Raw genomic sequence first — 17,200 nt, forward strand, 5'->3', positions numbered from 1 at the left:
GACTCTGCGGCGGAAACTCAGCGTAGGAGCGGACTCCGTCCGCGATCGCGCATCGGCCACTCCCTGCAACAACCGAGTTGCGCAAAGACATCGCGGACGAAGTCCGCTCACCGCGAATCCGAGCCTGTAGGAGCGAGCCTGCTCGCGAACAGATCCCCCGGCAACTCTGGCGCTGGGCGGTTCGCGAGCATGCTCGCTCCTACAGAACAGCGCTATCGCCGGTGATTCTGCGGCGGAAACTCAGCGTAGGAGCGAACTCTGTCCGCGATCGCACCTCGGCCACTCCCTGCAACTACCGAGCGGCGCAAAGACATCGCGGACGAAGTCCGCTCCTACGCGCGCCCGGATATCGGCAGAACGATCAGTCCGCCTTCTTGCGAATCCAGTACAGGTAGGTCCCCGCCTCTTCCTGCTGTTCCACCAGCTCGTGGCCGAGAAACACGCAGAACTTGGGAATGTCACGGCGCGTGGAAGGGTCGGTGGCAATCACCTTGAGCAGGCCGCCGGCCGGCAGGTCGCGCACCTTGTTGTGCAACATCATGACCGGCTCGGGGCAGTTCAGGCCGGTGGCGTCGAGAATCGCATCGACTGGCTGGGACATCGGGTAACTCCAGAAAAACCAATGGCGCATTGTCGCGCAAAGCGCACCATGCGGTCACCTCGCGTCCGTCCGGGTCACCCAACCTTGGTTGGGGGTGGGCGCTACGGGCGCCGGGCATGCTGGCGCACCTGCCTGACCTGCCTGGAGTCCCGATGCGCGCCCTCCTCTGCCTGTGCCTCGCCCTGCTCGCCGGCTGCGCCGCCCGCGACCAGGTTCCGGACTTCAGCGCCAGCCGCGGCAAGGACCTGCCGGCCACCTGGTTCGAGGCGGTCATCGTCGCGCGCGACGGCACGCGGCTTTCCGCCACGGTCTTCCAGCCCACGCTGAAGGCCGGCGAAACGGCCCCGGTCATCGTCCACACCCACGGCTGGGGCGGCTGGCGAGTGACCGGGCCGGAGGGTTACTACGGCAAGAACATGATGTCCGGCCGCGCCGCCTTGCGCGCCTGGAAGGCCGGCTTCTGGGTGGTCAGCTACGACCAGCGTGGCTGGGGCGGCAGCGACGGGCGCATCGAGATGATGAACCCGCAGTACGAGGTGCAGGATGCCAGCGCGGTGATCGACTGGGCCGCCACGCACCTCGACCGGCTGACCATGGACGGCCCGAACGATCCGCGCGTCGGCATGCTCGGCGAGAGCTATGGCGGCGCCGTGCAACTGCTGGCGTCGGCGGAAGACCCGCGCATCGACGCCATCGTCCCCATCGCCACCTGGTACGACCTGGCCGACGCCCTGGCGCCGGATGGCCAGTTGAAGATCGGCTGGGGCGGCGTACTGGTCAGCCTCGGCCTCGCCACAGGCTACGACCTGGGCAAGTTCGTCCAGGCCGATTACCTGCACACCAGCGGCGGCCGTATGGCCGCGCCGGTGCAAGCCGAGCTGCACGCCAACAGTCTTGCCAGCTATTGCGCGGCGGGCCGCCTGCCCCATGCCGACGCCCTGCTGATCCAGGGCCTGCGCGACACCCTGTTCCCGCTGGACCAGGGCCTGCAGATACGCCAGTGCCTGAAACAGGGCCCGGCGGACGTGCGCCTGCTCGGCATGCAGGGCGGCCACATCCTGCCGCCGCCCCTGCAAGCCTGGAGCGGATTGCCGCCGTTCAACAACGAGCCGGTGATCCATTGCGGCTCGCGGGCGATCAATCTCTATACCGGCATCGTCGCCTGGTACGAGGAAAAGCTGCGCAAGCGCCCTGGCGCCGCCGACGGCGTGCCGGACCTGTGCATCAGCCTCGATCTGGAACAGGGAGTGGCACTGGACGACCTGCCTCCTCCAGGCACTACCGTCGCACTGCCGACCACGGCGATCCGGCCGGCATTGAGTGGCCTGGTGCAGCCTTCGACGTTCATCCCCTTGCAGCGCGTGGGCGAAGCCAGCGCCTTGCTCGGCAGCGCCGAAGTGCGCCTGGATCAACCGCTGACGGAACGCCCGGACGCACAGGTTTTCGCGGCCCTGGCGATCCGCAGCGCCGATGGCCGCACGCGGCGCCTGGATGAACAGGTTAAGCCCCTGGCGAACCAGGGCAGCACGCGCCTCAACGCCGTCAGCACCAGCCTTGCGCCGGGGGACGAGGTCGGCCTGCTGGTGAGCGGTTTCAGCGACCAGTACCTGTTCAACAGTTCCTGGCGCATCGCACCGGTAGAGTTGCGGGGCGAGGTGCAACTGCCGAGCCTGGTACCGCTGCAGCCGCGGGTGGCGGAGCGTCGATAAATACGCATCGATCGTCGAACCGTAGGATGGCGTGGAGCGAAGCGATACCCATCAATGGCCCGCGAGCAATCACGGCAGACATCGTGTTCAACGGGTTGTCAGCATCGGGCAAGCGCTGCGCCGAGCGGTTCGCGAGCAAGCTCGCTCCTACAGGTTTGCATCGGCGCACTGTTTGTAGGAGCGAGCTTGCTCGCGAACAGAGCCGCACCAACGCTTCCCGGCGAAACGCCTAACGCAAGGGCCCGTCCGGCGCCTCGTCCAGCTGCGCCAGCAGCATCGGCTGGCCATCGCCTTCGGCGGGCAGCAACGCCCACTGCTCCTTCTTGCCGAGGCGGCGATAGACCTGCTTCACCTGGCTACCCAGCGGCAGCGGCGCCTTGAAGTGCGCGTCCAGGCGCACGTTCTCCGCCAGGCGACGGCCGGTGAGGCTGCGCGCCAGGCCCCACATGCCGTGGGCGAAGGGTTTGCCGAAGCCGTAATGCGAGGCCATCAGCCGCGACAGGTGCAGTGGGTTGAAGTCGCCGCTCAGCCCGGCGTAGCGCCAGCCGACGATCTTCGGCACGCGCCACTGCACGCCGGAATGCACCGGCGCTTCCAGCGTGCGCCACTGGGCGCGCTCGGGCAGCGGATCGGCTTTGGCCTCGGCATCGAGGAAATCGCCACGGCGCAGGTAGGTGGTGATCGACTGCCAGTAGAGCATATCGTGGTACCAGGCCTCGGTGACCACATCCACCTCCAGCCCCAGCTCGCTGCGTCGACTGGTGAGGATGCGGCAATCGAACTGCAGCGGTTCGTTCTCATCAAGCATGCGGTAGCGCTGGATATGGCTGCGCAGGTGGATCAGCCCCACGACCGACAGCGGCATGCGCGATCGGCTGAGCAGGCGCAGGTGCAGCGGCAGGCTGATCACCTGCGGATAGAGCAGCGGCACGCCCAGCGCCGGATCGAGCCCGAAGTGCTGGCGGTAGGCGCGCAGGTGGCGCAGGTCGAATTTCAGGGTGCGGCTGTCCATCGCCAGGTAAGGCACGCGCTCATCGCGGCCAAGGCCGCGGCGCGGCAGCAGCATGCGGCTGTAACTGCCCAGGAGGGAGGGCAACTTTCGCTTCACGAAGGTCTCCGCAAGGATTGGCGCCGCACAGCATGGGCAATGCCGGGCGGCGCGGCAAGTCACCGAAGGTCGGGTGGCGTGGCCGGGCAGTTCCGCGTCGCTAGCGCTCGCCCCTCTCGATGCGGCGCAGGTGGCAGGTTACTTCCTCACGGTCGTGGTAGAGCTGCTTGCAGCCGATCTGCACCTTCAGCCCCCGCTCGCGGAACGACTCTGCCAGGCGATCAAGGATGCGCCGCACCTCGGCATAACGCTGCTTCATCGGCAGCTTGAGGTTGACGATGGCCTCGCGGCACAGCCCCTCGCCGATCCAGGTCTCGATCATCGCTCCCGTGCGTGCGGGCTTCTCGACGATGTCGCAGACCATCCAGTCCATGCGCTGGCGCGGGCGGAAGGCGTAACCATCAACGCGCTGGTGCTCCACCAGCCCGGAGTACATCAGGTTCTCCGCCATCGGCCCGTTGTCCACGGCGACCACGCGCATCTCGCGGTTCACCAGTTGCCAGGTCCAGCCGCCGGGCGATGCGCCCAGGTCCACGGCGAGCATGTCCGGCGCCAGGCGGCGGTCCCAGTCGGCGCGGGGGATGAAGTGGTGCCAGGCTTCTTCCAGCTTGAGCGTCGAGCGGCTGGGCGCCTCGCGAGGGAACTTCAGGCGCGGAATGCCCATCGGCCACATGGCGCAGTTGCGCGCCTCGGCCACGCCGATAAAGGCCTCGCGGCCAGAGCGGAAGGTCAGCAGCAGGCGCGGCAGGCTCGGGTCTTCCACCAGCTTGCCGGCTTTCACCAGGGCGGCACGCAGGGGCTTCTCGAACTTGCGGCAGAAGGTCGACAGCTCCTTGCCGTCGTTGGTGTCGAACACCTCCAGCCAGAGGCTGCCGCACTGCGGGAAACCGGCCAGGGCCTCGAGGATCGCGCCGATACGGTCCGTTTCCGGCAACGCGGTGAAACCGCTACCACGCGCCCACTGGCGCGGGAAGATCAGCTCGGGAAAGCGCAGCTGGCGCATCAGGCGCTCGGCGCCATCGGCATCCATGCAGATAAATTCGGCGTAGGCGCTAGCCGGCTTGGCGCGGGCGTAGCCGGGAATGTCCAGGCGCGCGGCGTGCTCGGACAGCTCGGCGCAGACCTCGTTCTCGAAGCCCGGCCGGCAGTGCAGTAACAGGGTATTCATCGGGGTGTCTCCTCGGCCGCGCACTATAGAGGCTGCCCACGAAGGTTTCATGCAGATTCGCAGGAATAGTCCCACAGACAGTGTCATTTGTTCTGAACCCGTTCGCCAAGCGAACGGTCCAGAACAGATGGCAACACCCCGTCGGACGGTCTAGCTTGAGTGTTCTGGCCTAACCGCCCAGAAGACTGCCCGATGATTGCCCTGCATGGCGAAATTTGCCGTCAATCGCGCTTTTTCTGCGATGGATCAGCTCGGTTGAGCGCACTTTCGCCAAGTATCGCTAGCGCACCCGAGATCAGCCGTGCCTGACGATCACGAGCAGAATCCAAGCCTGAGGAGAATGTCATGCCCGCAGTGGATAGCCTGAACAGCCTGCGTACCCTGGAGGTCGCCGGCAAGACCTATCACTACTACAGCCTGCCTGAAGCGGCGAAGAGTCTGGGGGACCTGGGCAAGCTGCCGATGTCCCTGAAAGTCCTGCTGGAAAACCTGTTGCGCTGGGAGGACGGCAACACCGTCACCGGCGACGACCTCAAAGCCCTGGCCGGCTGGCTGAAGACGCGCAGCTCCGAGCGCGAGATCCAGTACCGCCCCGCCCGCGTGCTGATGCAGGATTTCACCGGCGTACCCGCGGTAGTCGACCTTGCCGCCATGCGTGACGCCATGGCCAAGGCCGGTGGTGATCCGCAGAAGATCAACCCGCTGTCGCCGGTCGACCTGGTCATCGACCACTCGGTGATGGTCGACAAGTTCGCCAGCCAGTCCGCCTTCGCGCAGAACGTCGAGATCGAAATGGAGCGCAACGGCGAGCGTTATGCCTTCCTGCGCTGGGGCCAGAACGCCTTCGACAACTTCCGCGTGGTGCCGCCGGGCACCGGCATCTGCCACCAGGTCAACCTGGAATACCTGGGGCGCACGGTGTGGACCAAGGACGAGGACGGCCGCACCTACGCCTTCCCCGACACCCTGGTCGGCACCGACTCGCACACCACCATGATCAACGGCCTCGGAGTGCTCGGCTGGGGCGTCGGCGGCATCGAGGCGGAAGCGGCGATGCTCGGCCAGCCGGTGTCGATGCTGATCCCCGAGGTGATCGGCTTCAAGCTCACCGGCAAGCTGAAGGAAGGCATCACCGCCACCGACCTGGTGCTGACCGTCACCCAGATGCTGCGCAAGAAAGGTGTCGTCGGAAAATTCGTCGAATTCTACGGTGACGGCCTCGCCGACCTGCCGTTGGCCGACCGTGCCACCATCGCCAACATGGCCCCGGAATACGGCGCCACCTGCGGCTTCTTCCCGGTGGACGAGATCACCCTGGGCTACCTGCGCCTGTCCGGCCGCCCGGACGATGCCGTGAAGCTGGTGGAGGCTTACAGCAAGGCCCAGGGCCTGTGGCGCGAGAAAGGCCACGAGCCGGTGTTCACCGACTCCCTGCAACTGGACATGGGCGATGTCGAAGCCAGCCTCGCCGGCCCCAAGCGTCCGCAGGATCGCGTCGCCCTCGGCCACGTCAGCCAGGCCTTCGATGACTTCCTCGGCCTGCAGATCAAACCCGTGCCCAGCGAAGAAGGCCGCCTGCTCAATGAGGGCGGCGGCGGTGCGGCCGTTGGCGCGTCCAGCGCGACTGGCGAGGCCGACTACCAGCACGAGGGCCATACGCATCGGCTGAAGAACGGCGCCGTGGTGATCGCCGCCATCACCTCCTGCACCAACACCTCCAACCCCAGCGTGATGATGGCCGCCGGCCTGCTGGCGAAGAAGGCGCTGGAGAAGGGCCTGCAGCGCAAGCCCTGGGTAAAGAGTTCGCTCGCCCCGGGCTCCAAGGTGGTCACCGACTACTTCCGCGCCGCCGGCCTGACCCGCTACCTCGATGAACTTGGCTTCGATCTGGTGGGTTATGGCTGCACCACCTGCATCGGCAACTCGGGCCCGCTGCTGGAGCCGATCGAGAAAGCAGTGCAGCAGGCCGACCTGACCGTCGCCTCGGTGCTCTCCGGCAACCGCAACTTCGAGGGCCGCGTACATCCACTGGTGAAAACCAACTGGCTGGCCTCGCCGCCGCTGGTGGTCGCCTACGCCCTGGCCGGCACGGTACGCACCGACCTCACCAGGGACCCGCTGGGTACCGGCAAGGATGGCCAGCCGGTCTACCTGAAGGACATCTGGCCAACCCAGCAGGAAATTGCCGACGCCGTACAGAAGGTCGATACGGCGATGTTCCACAAGGAGTACGCCGAAGTCTTCCAGGGCGATGAGAAATGGCGCGCGATCCAGGTCCCGGATGCCCAGACCTACGTCTGGCAGAACGATTCCACCTACATCCAGCATCCGCCGTTCTTCGAGCACATCGCCGACGCACCGCCAAAGGTCGAGGACATCAACGGCGCCAGCATCCTCGCGGTGCTGGGCGACTCGGTGACCACCGACCACATCTCCCCCGCCGGCAACATCAAGAAGGACAGCCCCGCCGGCCGCTACCTCAGCGAGCATGGCGTGGCCTACGCCGACTTCAACTCCTACGGCTCGCGGCGTGGCAACCATGAGGTGATGATGCGCGGCACCTTCGCCAACATCCGCATCAGGAACGAGATGCTCGGCGGCGAGGAAGGCGGCAACACCCTCTACGTGCCCACCGGCGACAAGCTGGCGATCTACGACGCCGCCATGCGCTACCAGCAGGACGGCACGCCGCTGGTCATCGTGGCGGGCAAGGAGTACGGCACCGGCTCGTCGCGCGACTGGGCGGCCAAGGGCACCAACCTGCTGGGCGTGAAGGCAGTGATCGCCGAGAGCTTCGAGCGCATCCACCGTTCCAACCTGGTGGGCATGGGTGTATTGCCGCTGCAGTTCAAGGATGGCCAGGACCGCAAGGCGCTCAAGCTGACCGGCAAGGAAGTGCTGAGCATCAGCGGCCTGTCCGGTGCGCTGAAGCCGCACATGAACCTGAAAGTCACGGTGAAGCGCGAGGACGGCAGCGAGGACAGCTTCGAGGTGCTCTGCCGCATCGATACCCAGAACGAAGTCGAGTACTTCAAGGCCGGCGGCATCCTCCACTATGTGCTGCGCAGCCTGATCTAGAGCGGAGCGGCGGCCTGCAACGGGCCGCCGCCCTCCTTCTTTGGTTTCATTTCCGTGACCGATGGCGATAGGCTATCGTCCATATCCTGGCGTCACTCTTCTGACATTTTTCTGTGATCGCTATCAAATTTCCGATCCGGCGGCCGATAAGCTGGACAGACGTACCATTTCGACCTTCCCGAGATTCCAGCCTGATGCGCAACAACCAGCCGATCACCCAGCGTGAACGCACCTTCCCCGCCGAACAGCGGCTGATCTCCACCACCGATGCCCGCGGCGTCATCGCCTACGCCAACGACGCCTTCACCGCCATCAGCGGCTTTTCCCGCGAGGAGCTGGTCGGCGCGCCGCACAACCTGGTGCGCCATCCGGACGTCCCGGCAGCCGTCTTCGCGCACATGTGGGCGACCCTGAAGAAAGGCCGCCCGTGGATGGGCATCGTCAAGAACCGCTGCAAGAACGGTGATCACTACTGGGTCAGCGCCTACGTCACGCCCATCTATGAGCGCAACGAGATCGTCGGCTACGAGTCGGTGCGGGTGAAACCCTCCGCCGAACAGGTACGCCGAGCCGAAGCGCTGTACGCACGGATCAACGCCGGCAAGTCAGCCATTCCCACCCGCGACCGCTGGTTGCCGGTGCTGCTGGACTGGCTGCCGTTCATCCTGATCGGCCAGATCGGCTTCCTTATCGGCGTCTGGCTGAATTCCCACTGGGGCTTCCTGCTGGCGGCGCTGCTCTCCATTCCACTGGGCCTGGCCGGCCTCGGCTGGCAGCAGCGCGGCCTCAAGCGCCTGCTGCGCCTGGCCGAGCAGACCACCTCCGACCCGCTGATCGCACAGATGTATACCGACAGCCGCGGCGCCCAGGCACGCCTGGAAATGTCCATTCTCAGCCAGGAAGCACGCCTGAAGACCTGTCTGACGCGTCTGCAGGACACCGCCGAAACGCTCACCGAGCAAGCGCGCGAAGCCGACTCGCTGGCCCACCACAGTTCCGCCGGCCTCGACCGCCAGCGCCAGGAGACCGAGCAGGTGGCCACCGCCGTCAACCAGATGGCCGCCACCACCCAGGAAGTGGCTGACAACGTGCAGCGCACTGCCGATGCCACCCGCCAGGCCAACGACCTGACCACCGAGGGCCGGCAGATCGCTGCCGAGACCCGCGAAGCGATGCAGCGCCTCTCCAATTCCGTGGGCGAAACCGGTGAAGCGGTCAGCCAGCTGGCCCGCGACAGCGAGCAGATTGGCGGCGTGGTGGACGTGATCAAGGGCATCGCCGACCAGACCAACCTGCTGGCCCTCAACGCCGCCATCGAGGCCGCGCGTGCCGGTGAAATGGGCCGCGGCTTTGCCGTCGTCGCCGACGAGGTCCGCTCGCTGGCCCAGCGTACCGCCGAGTCGACCGGACAGATTCACCAGTTGATTGCCAACCTGCAGAACACCGCCACCGAGGCGGTACGCGCCATGGAGTCCGGTCGTCGCCAGGCCGATGAAGGCGTGGAGCGCGTGCTGCAGGCGGACAGCGCCCTGGTGGGCATCAGCGATGCGGTGGCCAACATCACCGAGATGACCACCCAGATCGCCGCCGCTGCCGAGGAGCAGAGCGCCGTGGCCGAGGAGATCAACCGCAACATCAGCACCATCGCCAACCTCGCCGACCAGACCTCGGGCGAAGCCCAGCGCACCGCCCTGCTCAGCGAAGAGCTGACGCAGACCGCGCACCGCCAGTATTCGCTGGTGGAGCGGTTCAACCGCTGAGGCCAGACAACGCGTAGGGCGCATAACGCGCCAGCGTTATCCGCCGTAACCTGAAACGGCGGATAACCCGTTACGGGTTATTCGCCCTACGTCTCTGTCGCGCTCCTACAAAATCCACCGACCCGCAGCATTTCGCCGGGTTACTTGAAGTCCCACTGCATCTGCGCCGGAATGCTGACATCCCGCGAGGAATGCACGCACACGTCCACGTAATCGGTGAAACGCGGCGGCGCGGCGATGCCTTCATCCAGCAGGCGCTGGTTGTCGAACAGGTAGTTGAGGTCGGCGAAGCCGCTGTACAGACGTAGCGCCCGCAGCACCAGGCGCGGATTGGCCTTGCCGATGCGGCTTTCGAAGCTGCCGGCCAGCTCGCGCAGGTCCTCACTGCTGACCTTGCGATAACGCTTGCCCACCGGTGCCTCGCCACGAGCGTCGGCGTAGGCGCGATCGATTTCGCCGAAGGTGCAGGCCGAACCGTTGCCCGCGGAGATGTGGTAGAGGCTGTGGCTCAGAGTCGGCTTGAGAGCCAGGGCCACCAGCGCTTCGGCGCAGTAGTCCACCGGGATCACGTCGATCTGCTCATCCAGGCCGCAGGTGAAGCTCTCGAGGGCGAAGCCCATGCGGAACACCCAGAAAATGCTCCCCGAGGCGCGACAGCCAAGCTCGCGATGCCCCACCACGATGGAAGGACGCGCCACCACCAGGGGCAGCGACGGCAGCTCCTCGCGCATGCGCCGCTCGATCTCGGCCTTGGAGGCCGTGTAGTCCACCAACTGGTCTTCGCTGTCCGGGAAATCCCAGGACTCGCGAACCGGCGACTCGCGTTGCGGCCCGCAGCACATGGCCGTACCCACATGCAGGAAGCGCTTGAGATTGCGCGACTGACTGAGCAGCTTGGCGAAAGCAAAAGTGCCCTCGACATTCACCGGCCAGATGCTTGGGTTCTTCGAGAACGAAGCCACCGCCGCGCAGTTGATCACCTGCTCCACCCGCATCAGGCGGGCACGCGCGCCCTGCATCCAGGCGGTATCCAGCAGGTCGCCGCAGAGAATCTGCTGCTCCTGAAGGCTCTGCAGCGCAGATTCCGGCACACAGTGCAGGCGCAGGTTGTCGCGCAGGCGCAGCAGGCCCTGCTCGGGCGATTCGGCGCGAACCAGGAACAGTAGCGCCGGAGCGTGACCATCGGCGATCAGGTGGGCGGCGACGGCGCCACCGAGGAAGCCCGTGGCGCCGGTCAGCAACAGGCTATGCGCGGCGCTGGTGGAGTATCGGAGGGGTTGGGTGGCAATGCGTTCAGCGTAATCGGGGTTCATGGCAGCTTTCGGCCTGTCCTCTGGAAGCGGGGCGTCGACTACCAGGAGCCGACGCCGGCGAGGATAGGAAGCGCTGCCTTAAGGGCCGATTAGGGCAATAGAAAAGCTTCGATCCTTGCCGCAGTGCTTTGCAGATGCTGCTCGTGAGTCAACCCGGAAGCCTTCAACGGCTTCAGGTCATGGTCGGCAGCCGCCAGCCAGTGCAACTGGATCGCCGGTGACAGCGAATAGCCGGCCACCGTGGGGCGATCACCCAGCGCATCGCGCTCGCCCTGAACGATCAGGGTCGGCGTCTGCATATCCGCGAGATGGGCGACGCGGGGCTTTTCCGGCTTGCCGGCGGCATAGAACGGGTAGCCGAGACAGACCAGCGCGTCCGCACCCAGCTCGTCCGCCAGCAGGCTGGCCATCCGCCCGCCCATGGACTTGCCACCGATGGCCAGCCGGCCCGGCACTTCGGCGCGGACCTGGGCATAGACCTGCCGCCAGCAGTCGAGCAACTGCTTCTGCTGATTCGGCGGACGGCGCCGACCGTCCTCGCGACGCATAGCCATATAGGGGAACTCGAATCGCACTACCGAGATACCTCTTTCAGCAAGACGCGCGGCGATCTCGTGCATGAACGGACTGTCCATCGGCGCACCGGCGCCATGCGCCAGAACCAGCGTCGCTGACAGTTCGCGGGGTGCCGGGTTCCGCAGCAGCGACAAAGGACCGCAGGCGCGCGCGACAGAGGTCTCAGGCGCCAATTGATCCGAATCAATATTCCAAGAGGTGCCTTTATCCATCCTTCACTCCGCTAATTCCGAATTAGTACCTATCCCAAGGGGGAGGGGCGGCATACGCCGTAAGCCGTAAAAACCTTGCCGGGATGGGCATAGCCCATAACCGTGGATGGAAGCCCATAAATGAGCACAACCAATCAGACCGCTTATAACTATAAGGTGGTCCGCCAATTCGCCATTATGACAGTGGTGTGGGGAATCGTCGGCATGGCCGTCGGTGTCCTGATCGCCGCGCAACTGGTGTGGCCGGACCTTAACCTCGGCCTACCGTGGACGAGCTTCGGGCGCCTGCGTCCGTTGCATACCAATGCGGTGATTTTCGCCTTCGGCGGCTGCGCACTGTTCGCCACCAGCTACTACTCGGTGCAGCGTACCTGCCAGACCCGTCTCTTCGCAGGCCCGCTCGCTTCCTTCACCTTCTGGGGTTGGCAGCTGGTGATTCTGTTGGCCGCCATTACCCTGCCGCTGGGCATGACCTCCTCCAAGGAGTACGCCGAGCTGGAATGGCCGATCGACATCCTGATCACCATTGTCTGGGTTTCCTACGCCATCGTCTTCTTCGGCACCCTGATGAAGCGCAAGACCAAGCACATCTATGTGGGCAACTGGTTCTTCGGCGGCTTCATCCTGACCGTGGCGATCCTGCACGTGGTCAACAACCTGGAGATCCCGGTCAGCCTGACCAAGTCCTACTCGCTGTACTCGGGCGCCACTGACGCCATGATCCAGTGGTGGTACGGCCACAACGCCGTGGGCTTCTTCCTGACTGCCGGCTTCCTGGGGATGATGTACTACTTCGTTCCGAAGCAGGCCGAGCGTCCGGTCTATTCCTATCGCCTGTCCATCGTCCACTTCTGGGCGCTGATCGCCGTCTACATCTGGGCCGGCCCGCACCACCTGCACTACACCGCGCTGCCGGACTGGGCGCAGTCGCTGGGCATGGTGATGTCACTGATCCTGCTGGCTCCGAGCTGGGGCGGCATGATCAACGGCATGATGACCCTCTCCGGCGCCTGGCATAAGCTGCGCACCGACCCGATCCTGCGCTTCCTGGTGGTTTCCCTGGCCTTCTACGGCATGTCCACCTTCGAAGGCCCGATGATGGCCATCAAGACCGTCAACGCCCTCTCCCACTACACCGACTGGACCATCGGCCACGTACACGCCGGCGCTCTGGGCTGGGTAGCGATGGTGTCCATCGGCTCGCTGTACCACATGATCCCGAAGGTCTTCGGCCGCGAGCAGATGCACAGCGTGGGCCTGATCAACACCCACTTCTGGCTGGCCACCATCGGCACCGTTCTGTACATCGCCTCGATGTGGGTCAACGGCATCACCCAGGGCCTGATGTGGCGCGCAGTGAACTCCGACGGCACCCTCACCTACTCCTTCGTCGAAGCCCTGGCCGCCGGCCACCCCGGCTTCATCGTGCGGATGATCGGTGGTGCCATCTTCCTGCTGGGCATGCTGGTCATGGCCTACAACGTCTGGCGCACCGTAGCGGCCGCCAAACCGGCTGAAATGCAAGCCGCGGCGCAGATGGCCTGAGGAGACCGACATGAAACACGAAGTACTTGAGAAAAACGTCGGCCTGCTGGCCCTGTGCATGGCCGTCGCCGTGAGCATCGGCGGCCTGACCCAGATCGTCCCGCTGTTCTTCCAGGACGTGACCAATACCCCGGTGGAAGGCATGAAGCCCTACACCGCCCTGCAACTGGAAGGCCGTGACGTTTACATCCGCGAAGGCTGCGTGGGCTGCCACTCGCAGATGATCCGTCCGTTCCGCGCCGAGACCGAGCGCTACGGCCACTACTCCGTTGCCGGCGAAAGCGTCTGGGACCACCCGTTCCTGTGGGGCTCCAAGCGTACCGGCCCGGACCTGGCCCGCGTTGGCGGCCGCTACTCGGACGACTGGCACCGCGCGCACCTCTACAACCCGCGCAACGTGGTGCCGGAGTCGAAGATGCCCGCCTACCCCTGGCTTGTCGAGAACAAGCTCGACGGCAAGGACACGGCGAAGAAACTGGAAGTGATGCGTGTCATGGGCGTGCCCTACACGGACGACGACATCGCCGGCGCCAGCGACGCCGTCAAAGGGAAGACCGAAATGGACGCGGTAGTCGCGTACCTGCAGGTCCTCGGCACCTCCATCAAGAACAAGCGGTGACAGCATGGATATCGGGACCATTCGCGGCCTCGGCACCGTCATCGTGATGGTGGCCTTCGTCGGCGTACTGCTCTGGGCTTACGGCGGCAAACGCAAGGAGCGCTTCGACGAAGACGCCCTATTGCCCTTCGCGGATGACCCGGCAGCCAAGCGTCACGCTGAGCAAGAGCAAGCTTCTAGGAGCAACAACGCATGACTACCTTCTGGAGTCTGTACATCACCGTACTTACAGTCGGCTCGCTGATCGCCCTGCTGTGGCTGGTATTCGCCACCCGCAGCGGGCAGTCCTCGAACACCACCGACCAGACCATGGGCCACGCCTTCGACGGCATCGAGGAGTACGACAACCCGCTGCCCAAGTGGTGGTTCCTGCTGTTCGTCGGCACCATCGTGTTCGCCGCCGGCTACCTGGTGCTCTACCCGGGCCTGGGCAACTGGAAAGGCGTCCTGCCGGGCTACGACGGCGGCTGGACCCAGGACAAGCAATGGGAGCGTGAAGAAGCCCTGGCCAAGGAAAAATACGGCCCGATCTTCGCCAAATACGCCGCCATGCCCGTGGAAGAAGTCGCAAAAGATCCGCAAGCCATGAAAATGGGTGAGCGCCTTTTCGCCACCTACTGCTCGATCTGCCACGGCTCGGATGCCAAGGGCGCGGTGGGCTTCCCCAACCTGACCGACAGCGACTGGCGCTGGGGCGGCACCGCCCAGGACATCGAGACCACCATCCTCGGTGGCCGCCACGCCGCCATGCCGGCCTGGGGTGAAGTGCTGGGCGACAAGGGCGTGCAGGACGTGGCCGCTTTCGTGACCGCCAACCTGGACGGCCGCAAGCTGCCCGAAGGGGTGAGCGCCGAGAACGTGGACAACGGCAGCAAGCTGTTCGCCACCACCTGTGTCGCCTGCCACGGCCCGGAAGGCAAGGGCAACCCGATGATGGGCGCACCTGATCTGACTCACCCGGGCGCCTTCATCTACGGTTCCAGCTACGCGCAACTGCAGCAGACCATCCGTCACGGCCGCCAGGGCCAGATGCCGGCGCAGGAGCAATACCTGGGCAAAGACAAAGTGCACATTCTCGCCGGTTACATCTACAACATTTCCGGCCAGGCGAAGTAAACTCCCCGCCCCCAACTCGCGCCCACTAAAACGGGCGCGAGTTTCTTACCTCCGCAATATCGCGACGAAGTGTCGCACCCTCTCTATCTCCTTTCTTCACACCCTTCCGGTTCACGTCTAAGCTGAATTCCATTCGCAAACCTGCAATACGACTAACCTGACCCACTTCCCAGGTTGGTACGAACGAGCCGAAACGAGCGGCAAACAGCGGCGCAAAGCGCTCCGGAGCAGGCGTCAAACCGGCTTCGCGCCAAGGCCGGGCGCGTTGCAATGGCCACCTGCTTTCTCCATACTTGCCGCCGTTTTTTTTGTCCATAAAATCCAAAAACCGTGGAACCTTAGAATGAGCACAGCAATCAGTCCGACTGCTTATAACTATAAGGTCGTCCGCCAGTTCGCCATCATGACGGTGGTCTGGGGGATACTTGGAATGGGGGTTGGTGTTTACATCGCCTCACAGTTGGTTTGGCCCCAGTTGAACCTGGACCTGCCCTGGACCAGCTTCGGCCGACTGCGTCCGCTGCACACCAACCTGGTGATCTTCGCCTTCGGCGGCTGTGCTCTCTTCGCAACTTCCTACTACGTCGTACAGCGCACCTGTCAGACCCGCCTGGTCTCCGACAGCCTCGCCGCCTTCACCTTCTGGGGCTGGCAAGCGGTAATCGTGCTGGCCGGCATTACCCTGCCGCTGGGCTACACCTCCTCCAAGGAGTACGCCGAGCTGGAATGGCCGATCGACATCCTGCTGGCCATCGTCTGGGTGACCTATGCGCTGGTGTTCTTCGGCACCGTGATGAAGCGCAAGACCAAGCACATCTACGTGGGTAACTGGTTCTACGGCGCGTTCATCCTCGTCACCGCCATGCTGCACATCGTCAACAGTGCAGAACTGCCGGTCACCTGGTTCAAGTCCTACTCGGTCTACGCCGGCGCCACCGACGCGATGATCCAGTGGTGGTACGGCCACAACGCCGTGGGCTTCTTCCTGACCACCGGCTTCCTCGGCATGATGTACTACTTCGTTCCGAAGCAGGCCGAGCGTCCGATCTACTCCTATCGCCTGTCCATCGTGCACTTCTGGGCGCTGATCACCCTGTACATCTGGGCCGGTCCGCACCACCTGCACTACACCGCGCTGCCGGACTGGGCGCAGTCGCTGGGCATGGTGATGTCCCTGATCCTGCTGGCTCCGAGCTGGGGCGGCATGATCAACGGCATGATGACCCTGTCGGGCGCCTGGCATAAGCTGCGCACCGACCCGATCCTGCGCTTCCTGGTGGTCTCCCTGGCCTTCTACGGCATGTCCACCTTCGAAGGCCCGATGATGGCCATCAAGACCGTCAACTCCCTGTCGCACTACACCGACTGGACCATCGGCCACGTACACGCCGGCGCTCTTGGCTGGGTTGCGATGATCTCCATCGGTTCCCTGTACCACCTGATTCCGAAGGTCTTCGGCCGCGAGCAGATGCACAGCGTAGGCCTGATCAACGCGCACTTCTGGCTGGCTACCATCGGTACCGTGCTGTACATCGCCTCGATGTGGGTCAACGGCATCACCCAGGGTCTGATGTGGCGTGCGATCAACGCCGACGGCACCCTCACCTACTCCTTCGTGGAAGCCCTGCAGGCCAGCCACCCGGGCTTCATCGTCCGTGCCCTGGGCGGCGCCTTCTTCGCCTCCGGCATGCTGCTGATGGCCTACAACACCTTCCGTACTGTGCGCGGTTTCAAACAGGCTGACGCCGATGCCGCTGCCCAGATCCCCGCTGTAGGAGCTCACTGATGAAGCACGAAGTAGTCGAGAAGAATATCGGCCTTCTGGCCTTCTTCATGGTCATTGCGGTGAGCATCGGCGGTCTGACCCAGATCGTTCCGCTGTTCTTCCAGGACGTCACCAACAAGCCGGTCGAAGGCATGAAGCCGCGCACCGCGCTGGAGCTGGAAGGCCGTGACATCTACATCCGCGAAGGCTGCGTAGGCTGCCACTCGCAGATGGTCCGTCCGTTCCGCGCCGAGACCGAGCGCTACGGCCACTACTCCGTCGCCGGCGAAAGCGTCTGGGACCACCCGTTCCTGTGGGGCTCCAAGCGTACCGGCCCGGACCTGGCCCGCGTCGGCGGCCGCTACTCCGACGACTGGCACCGCGCGCACCTGTACAACCCGCGCAACGTAGTGCCGGAATCGAAGATGCCCTCCTACCCCTGGCTGGTGGAGAACAAGCTCGACGGCAAGGACACGGCGAAGAAAATGGAAGCCCTGCGTACGCTGGGCGTGCCTTACACCGACGAAGACATCGCCGGTGCCCGTGACGCCGTCAAAGGCAAGACCGAGATGGACGCTGTCGTCGCCTACCTGCAAGGCCTCGGCACCATCATCAAGAGCAAACGGTGAC

General features: G+C 64.7%; 14 protein-coding genes. 9 read left to right on the top strand and 5 right to left on the bottom strand.

Annotated elements, in window-relative coordinates:
- Window positions 1-361 precede the first annotated feature (361 nt).
- Entirely contained in the window at window positions 362-601 is a 240-nt protein-coding gene (gene tusA / locus N5C91_RS18280) for a sulfurtransferase TusA (protein WP_043251558.1), read from the bottom strand.
- 152 nt (window positions 602-753) lie between these two features.
- Here tusA and N5C91_RS18285 point away from each other — a divergent pair, with 152 nt between their 5' ends.
- On the top strand, window positions 754-2,310 hold the full coding sequence (locus N5C91_RS18285; protein WP_279831056.1) for an alpha/beta fold hydrolase: 1,557 nt from the start codon (window positions 754-756) through the stop codon (window positions 2,308-2,310).
- A 229-nt stretch (window positions 2,311-2,539) separates the two neighbouring features.
- On the opposite strand, the gene N5C91_RS18290 is transcribed toward N5C91_RS18285, so the two are convergent.
- The gene (locus tag N5C91_RS18290) at window positions 2,540-3,418 is read right to left on the bottom strand and encodes a MaoC family dehydratase (protein WP_279831057.1); all 879 of its coding nucleotides are present in this window, start codon (window positions 3,416-3,418) and stop codon (window positions 2,540-2,542) included.
- A 100-nt stretch (window positions 3,419-3,518) separates the two neighbouring features.
- Window positions 3,519-4,586, bottom strand: coding sequence for a 23S rRNA (cytidine(2498)-2'-O)-methyltransferase RlmM (gene rlmM / locus N5C91_RS18295; protein WP_279831060.1), 1,068 nt, complete (start codon window positions 4,584-4,586; stop codon window positions 3,519-3,521).
- A 345-nt stretch (window positions 4,587-4,931) separates the two neighbouring features.
- On the opposite strand from rlmM, the gene acnA reads away from it, so the two are divergent.
- Both acnA and N5C91_RS18305 read left to right on the top strand, forming a co-directional pair.
- Window positions 4,932-7,664 (top strand): aconitate hydratase AcnA, encoded by a 2,733-nt coding sequence (gene acnA / locus N5C91_RS18300; RefSeq protein WP_279831063.1) that lies wholly within the window; start codon window positions 4,932-4,934, stop codon window positions 7,662-7,664.
- A gap of 194 nt (window positions 7,665-7,858) precedes the next feature.
- Window positions 7,859-9,424 carry a PAS domain-containing methyl-accepting chemotaxis protein gene (locus tag N5C91_RS18305; RefSeq protein ID WP_279831065.1) on the top strand — a complete coding sequence of 522 codons (1,566 nt, stop codon included), beginning with the start codon at window positions 7,859-7,861 and terminating at the stop codon, window positions 9,422-9,424.
- Between the two features lie 140 nt (window positions 9,425-9,564).
- Here the strand turns inward: N5C91_RS18305 and cprA are convergent, their stop codons facing one another.
- On the bottom strand, window positions 9,565-10,737 hold the full coding sequence (gene cprA, locus N5C91_RS18310; RefSeq protein ID WP_236170724.1) for a cationic peptide resistance protein CprA: 1,173 nt from the start codon (window positions 10,735-10,737) through the stop codon (window positions 9,565-9,567).
- A gap of 89 nt (window positions 10,738-10,826) precedes the next feature.
- Entirely contained in the window at window positions 10,827-11,525 is a 699-nt protein-coding gene (locus N5C91_RS18315) for an alpha/beta family hydrolase (RefSeq protein WP_279831069.1), read from the bottom strand.
- A 120-nt stretch (window positions 11,526-11,645) separates the two neighbouring features.
- Between N5C91_RS18315 and ccoN (N5C91_RS18320) the strand changes: the two genes are divergently transcribed.
- The 6 genes from ccoN (N5C91_RS18320) to ccoO (N5C91_RS18345) all read left to right on the top strand — a co-directional run bounded on the left by ccoN (N5C91_RS18320) (window position 11,646) and on the right by ccoO (N5C91_RS18345) (window position 17,199).
- Window positions 11,646-13,070, top strand: coding sequence for a cytochrome-c oxidase, cbb3-type subunit I (gene ccoN / locus N5C91_RS18320; protein ID WP_045209130.1), 1,425 nt, complete (start codon window positions 11,646-11,648; stop codon window positions 13,068-13,070).
- 10 nt (window positions 13,071-13,080) lie between these two features.
- Window positions 13,081-13,689 carry a cytochrome-c oxidase, cbb3-type subunit II gene (ccoO, locus tag N5C91_RS18325; RefSeq protein WP_015477751.1) on the top strand — a complete coding sequence of 203 codons (609 nt, stop codon included), beginning with the start codon at window positions 13,081-13,083 and terminating at the stop codon, window positions 13,687-13,689.
- Between the two features lie 4 nt (window positions 13,690-13,693).
- The gene (locus tag N5C91_RS18330; RefSeq protein ID WP_017516305.1) at window positions 13,694-13,885 is read left to right on the top strand and encodes a CcoQ/FixQ family Cbb3-type cytochrome c oxidase assembly chaperone; all 192 of its coding nucleotides are present in this window, start codon (window positions 13,694-13,696) and stop codon (window positions 13,883-13,885) included.
- Window positions 13,882-14,805 (top strand): cytochrome-c oxidase, cbb3-type subunit III, encoded by a 924-nt coding sequence (gene ccoP / locus N5C91_RS18335; RefSeq protein WP_236170726.1) that lies wholly within the window; start codon window positions 13,882-13,884, stop codon window positions 14,803-14,805. Before N5C91_RS18330 ends, ccoP begins: the two co-directional genes overlap by 4 nt.
- A gap of 343 nt (window positions 14,806-15,148) precedes the next feature.
- Entirely contained in the window at window positions 15,149-16,591 is a 1,443-nt protein-coding gene (gene ccoN, locus N5C91_RS18340) for a cytochrome-c oxidase, cbb3-type subunit I (protein WP_045209126.1), read from the top strand.
- Window positions 16,591-17,199, top strand: coding sequence for a cytochrome-c oxidase, cbb3-type subunit II (gene ccoO / locus N5C91_RS18345; protein ID WP_017516817.1), 609 nt, complete (start codon window positions 16,591-16,593; stop codon window positions 17,197-17,199). Before ccoN (N5C91_RS18340) ends, ccoO (N5C91_RS18345) begins: the two co-directional genes overlap by 1 nt.
- Window position 17,200 lies beyond the last annotated feature (1 nt).

This window comes from Pseudomonas sp. GD03903, from assembly GCF_029840045.1.
Classification (GTDB): Bacteria; Pseudomonadota; Gammaproteobacteria; order Pseudomonadales; family Pseudomonadaceae; genus Pseudomonas; species Pseudomonas pseudonitroreducens.

Coding starts and splice junctions, on each gene's coding strand:
- cprA (WP_236170724.1), bottom strand. CDS start 10,737: ATGAACCCCGATTACGCTGAACGCATTGCCACCCAACCCCTCCGATAC.
- ccoN (WP_045209130.1), top strand. CDS start 11,646: ATGAGCACAACCAATCAGACCGCTTATAACTATAAGGTGGTCCGCCAA.
- ccoN (WP_045209126.1), top strand. CDS start 15,149: ATGAGCACAGCAATCAGTCCGACTGCTTATAACTATAAGGTCGTCCGC.
- N5C91_RS18305 (WP_279831065.1), top strand. CDS start 7,859: ATGCGCAACAACCAGCCGATCACCCAGCGTGAACGCACCTTCCCCGCC.
- acnA (WP_279831063.1), top strand. CDS start 4,932: ATGCCCGCAGTGGATAGCCTGAACAGCCTGCGTACCCTGGAGGTCGCC.
- N5C91_RS18285 (WP_279831056.1), top strand. CDS start 754: ATGCGCGCCCTCCTCTGCCTGTGCCTCGCCCTGCTCGCCGGCTGCGCC.
- N5C91_RS18330 (WP_017516305.1), top strand. CDS start 13,694: ATGGATATCGGGACCATTCGCGGCCTCGGCACCGTCATCGTGATGGTG.
- ccoO (WP_015477751.1), top strand. CDS start 13,081: ATGAAACACGAAGTACTTGAGAAAAACGTCGGCCTGCTGGCCCTGTGC.
- tusA (WP_043251558.1), bottom strand. CDS start 601: ATGTCCCAGCCAGTCGATGCGATTCTCGACGCCACCGGCCTGAACTGC.
- N5C91_RS18315 (WP_279831069.1), bottom strand. CDS start 11,525: ATGGATAAAGGCACCTCTTGGAATATTGATTCGGATCAATTGGCGCCT.
- ccoO (WP_017516817.1), top strand. CDS start 16,591: ATGAAGCACGAAGTAGTCGAGAAGAATATCGGCCTTCTGGCCTTCTTC.
- rlmM (WP_279831060.1), bottom strand. CDS start 4,586: ATGAATACCCTGTTACTGCACTGCCGGCCGGGCTTCGAGAACGAGGTC.
- ccoP (WP_236170726.1), top strand. CDS start 13,882: ATGACTACCTTCTGGAGTCTGTACATCACCGTACTTACAGTCGGCTCG.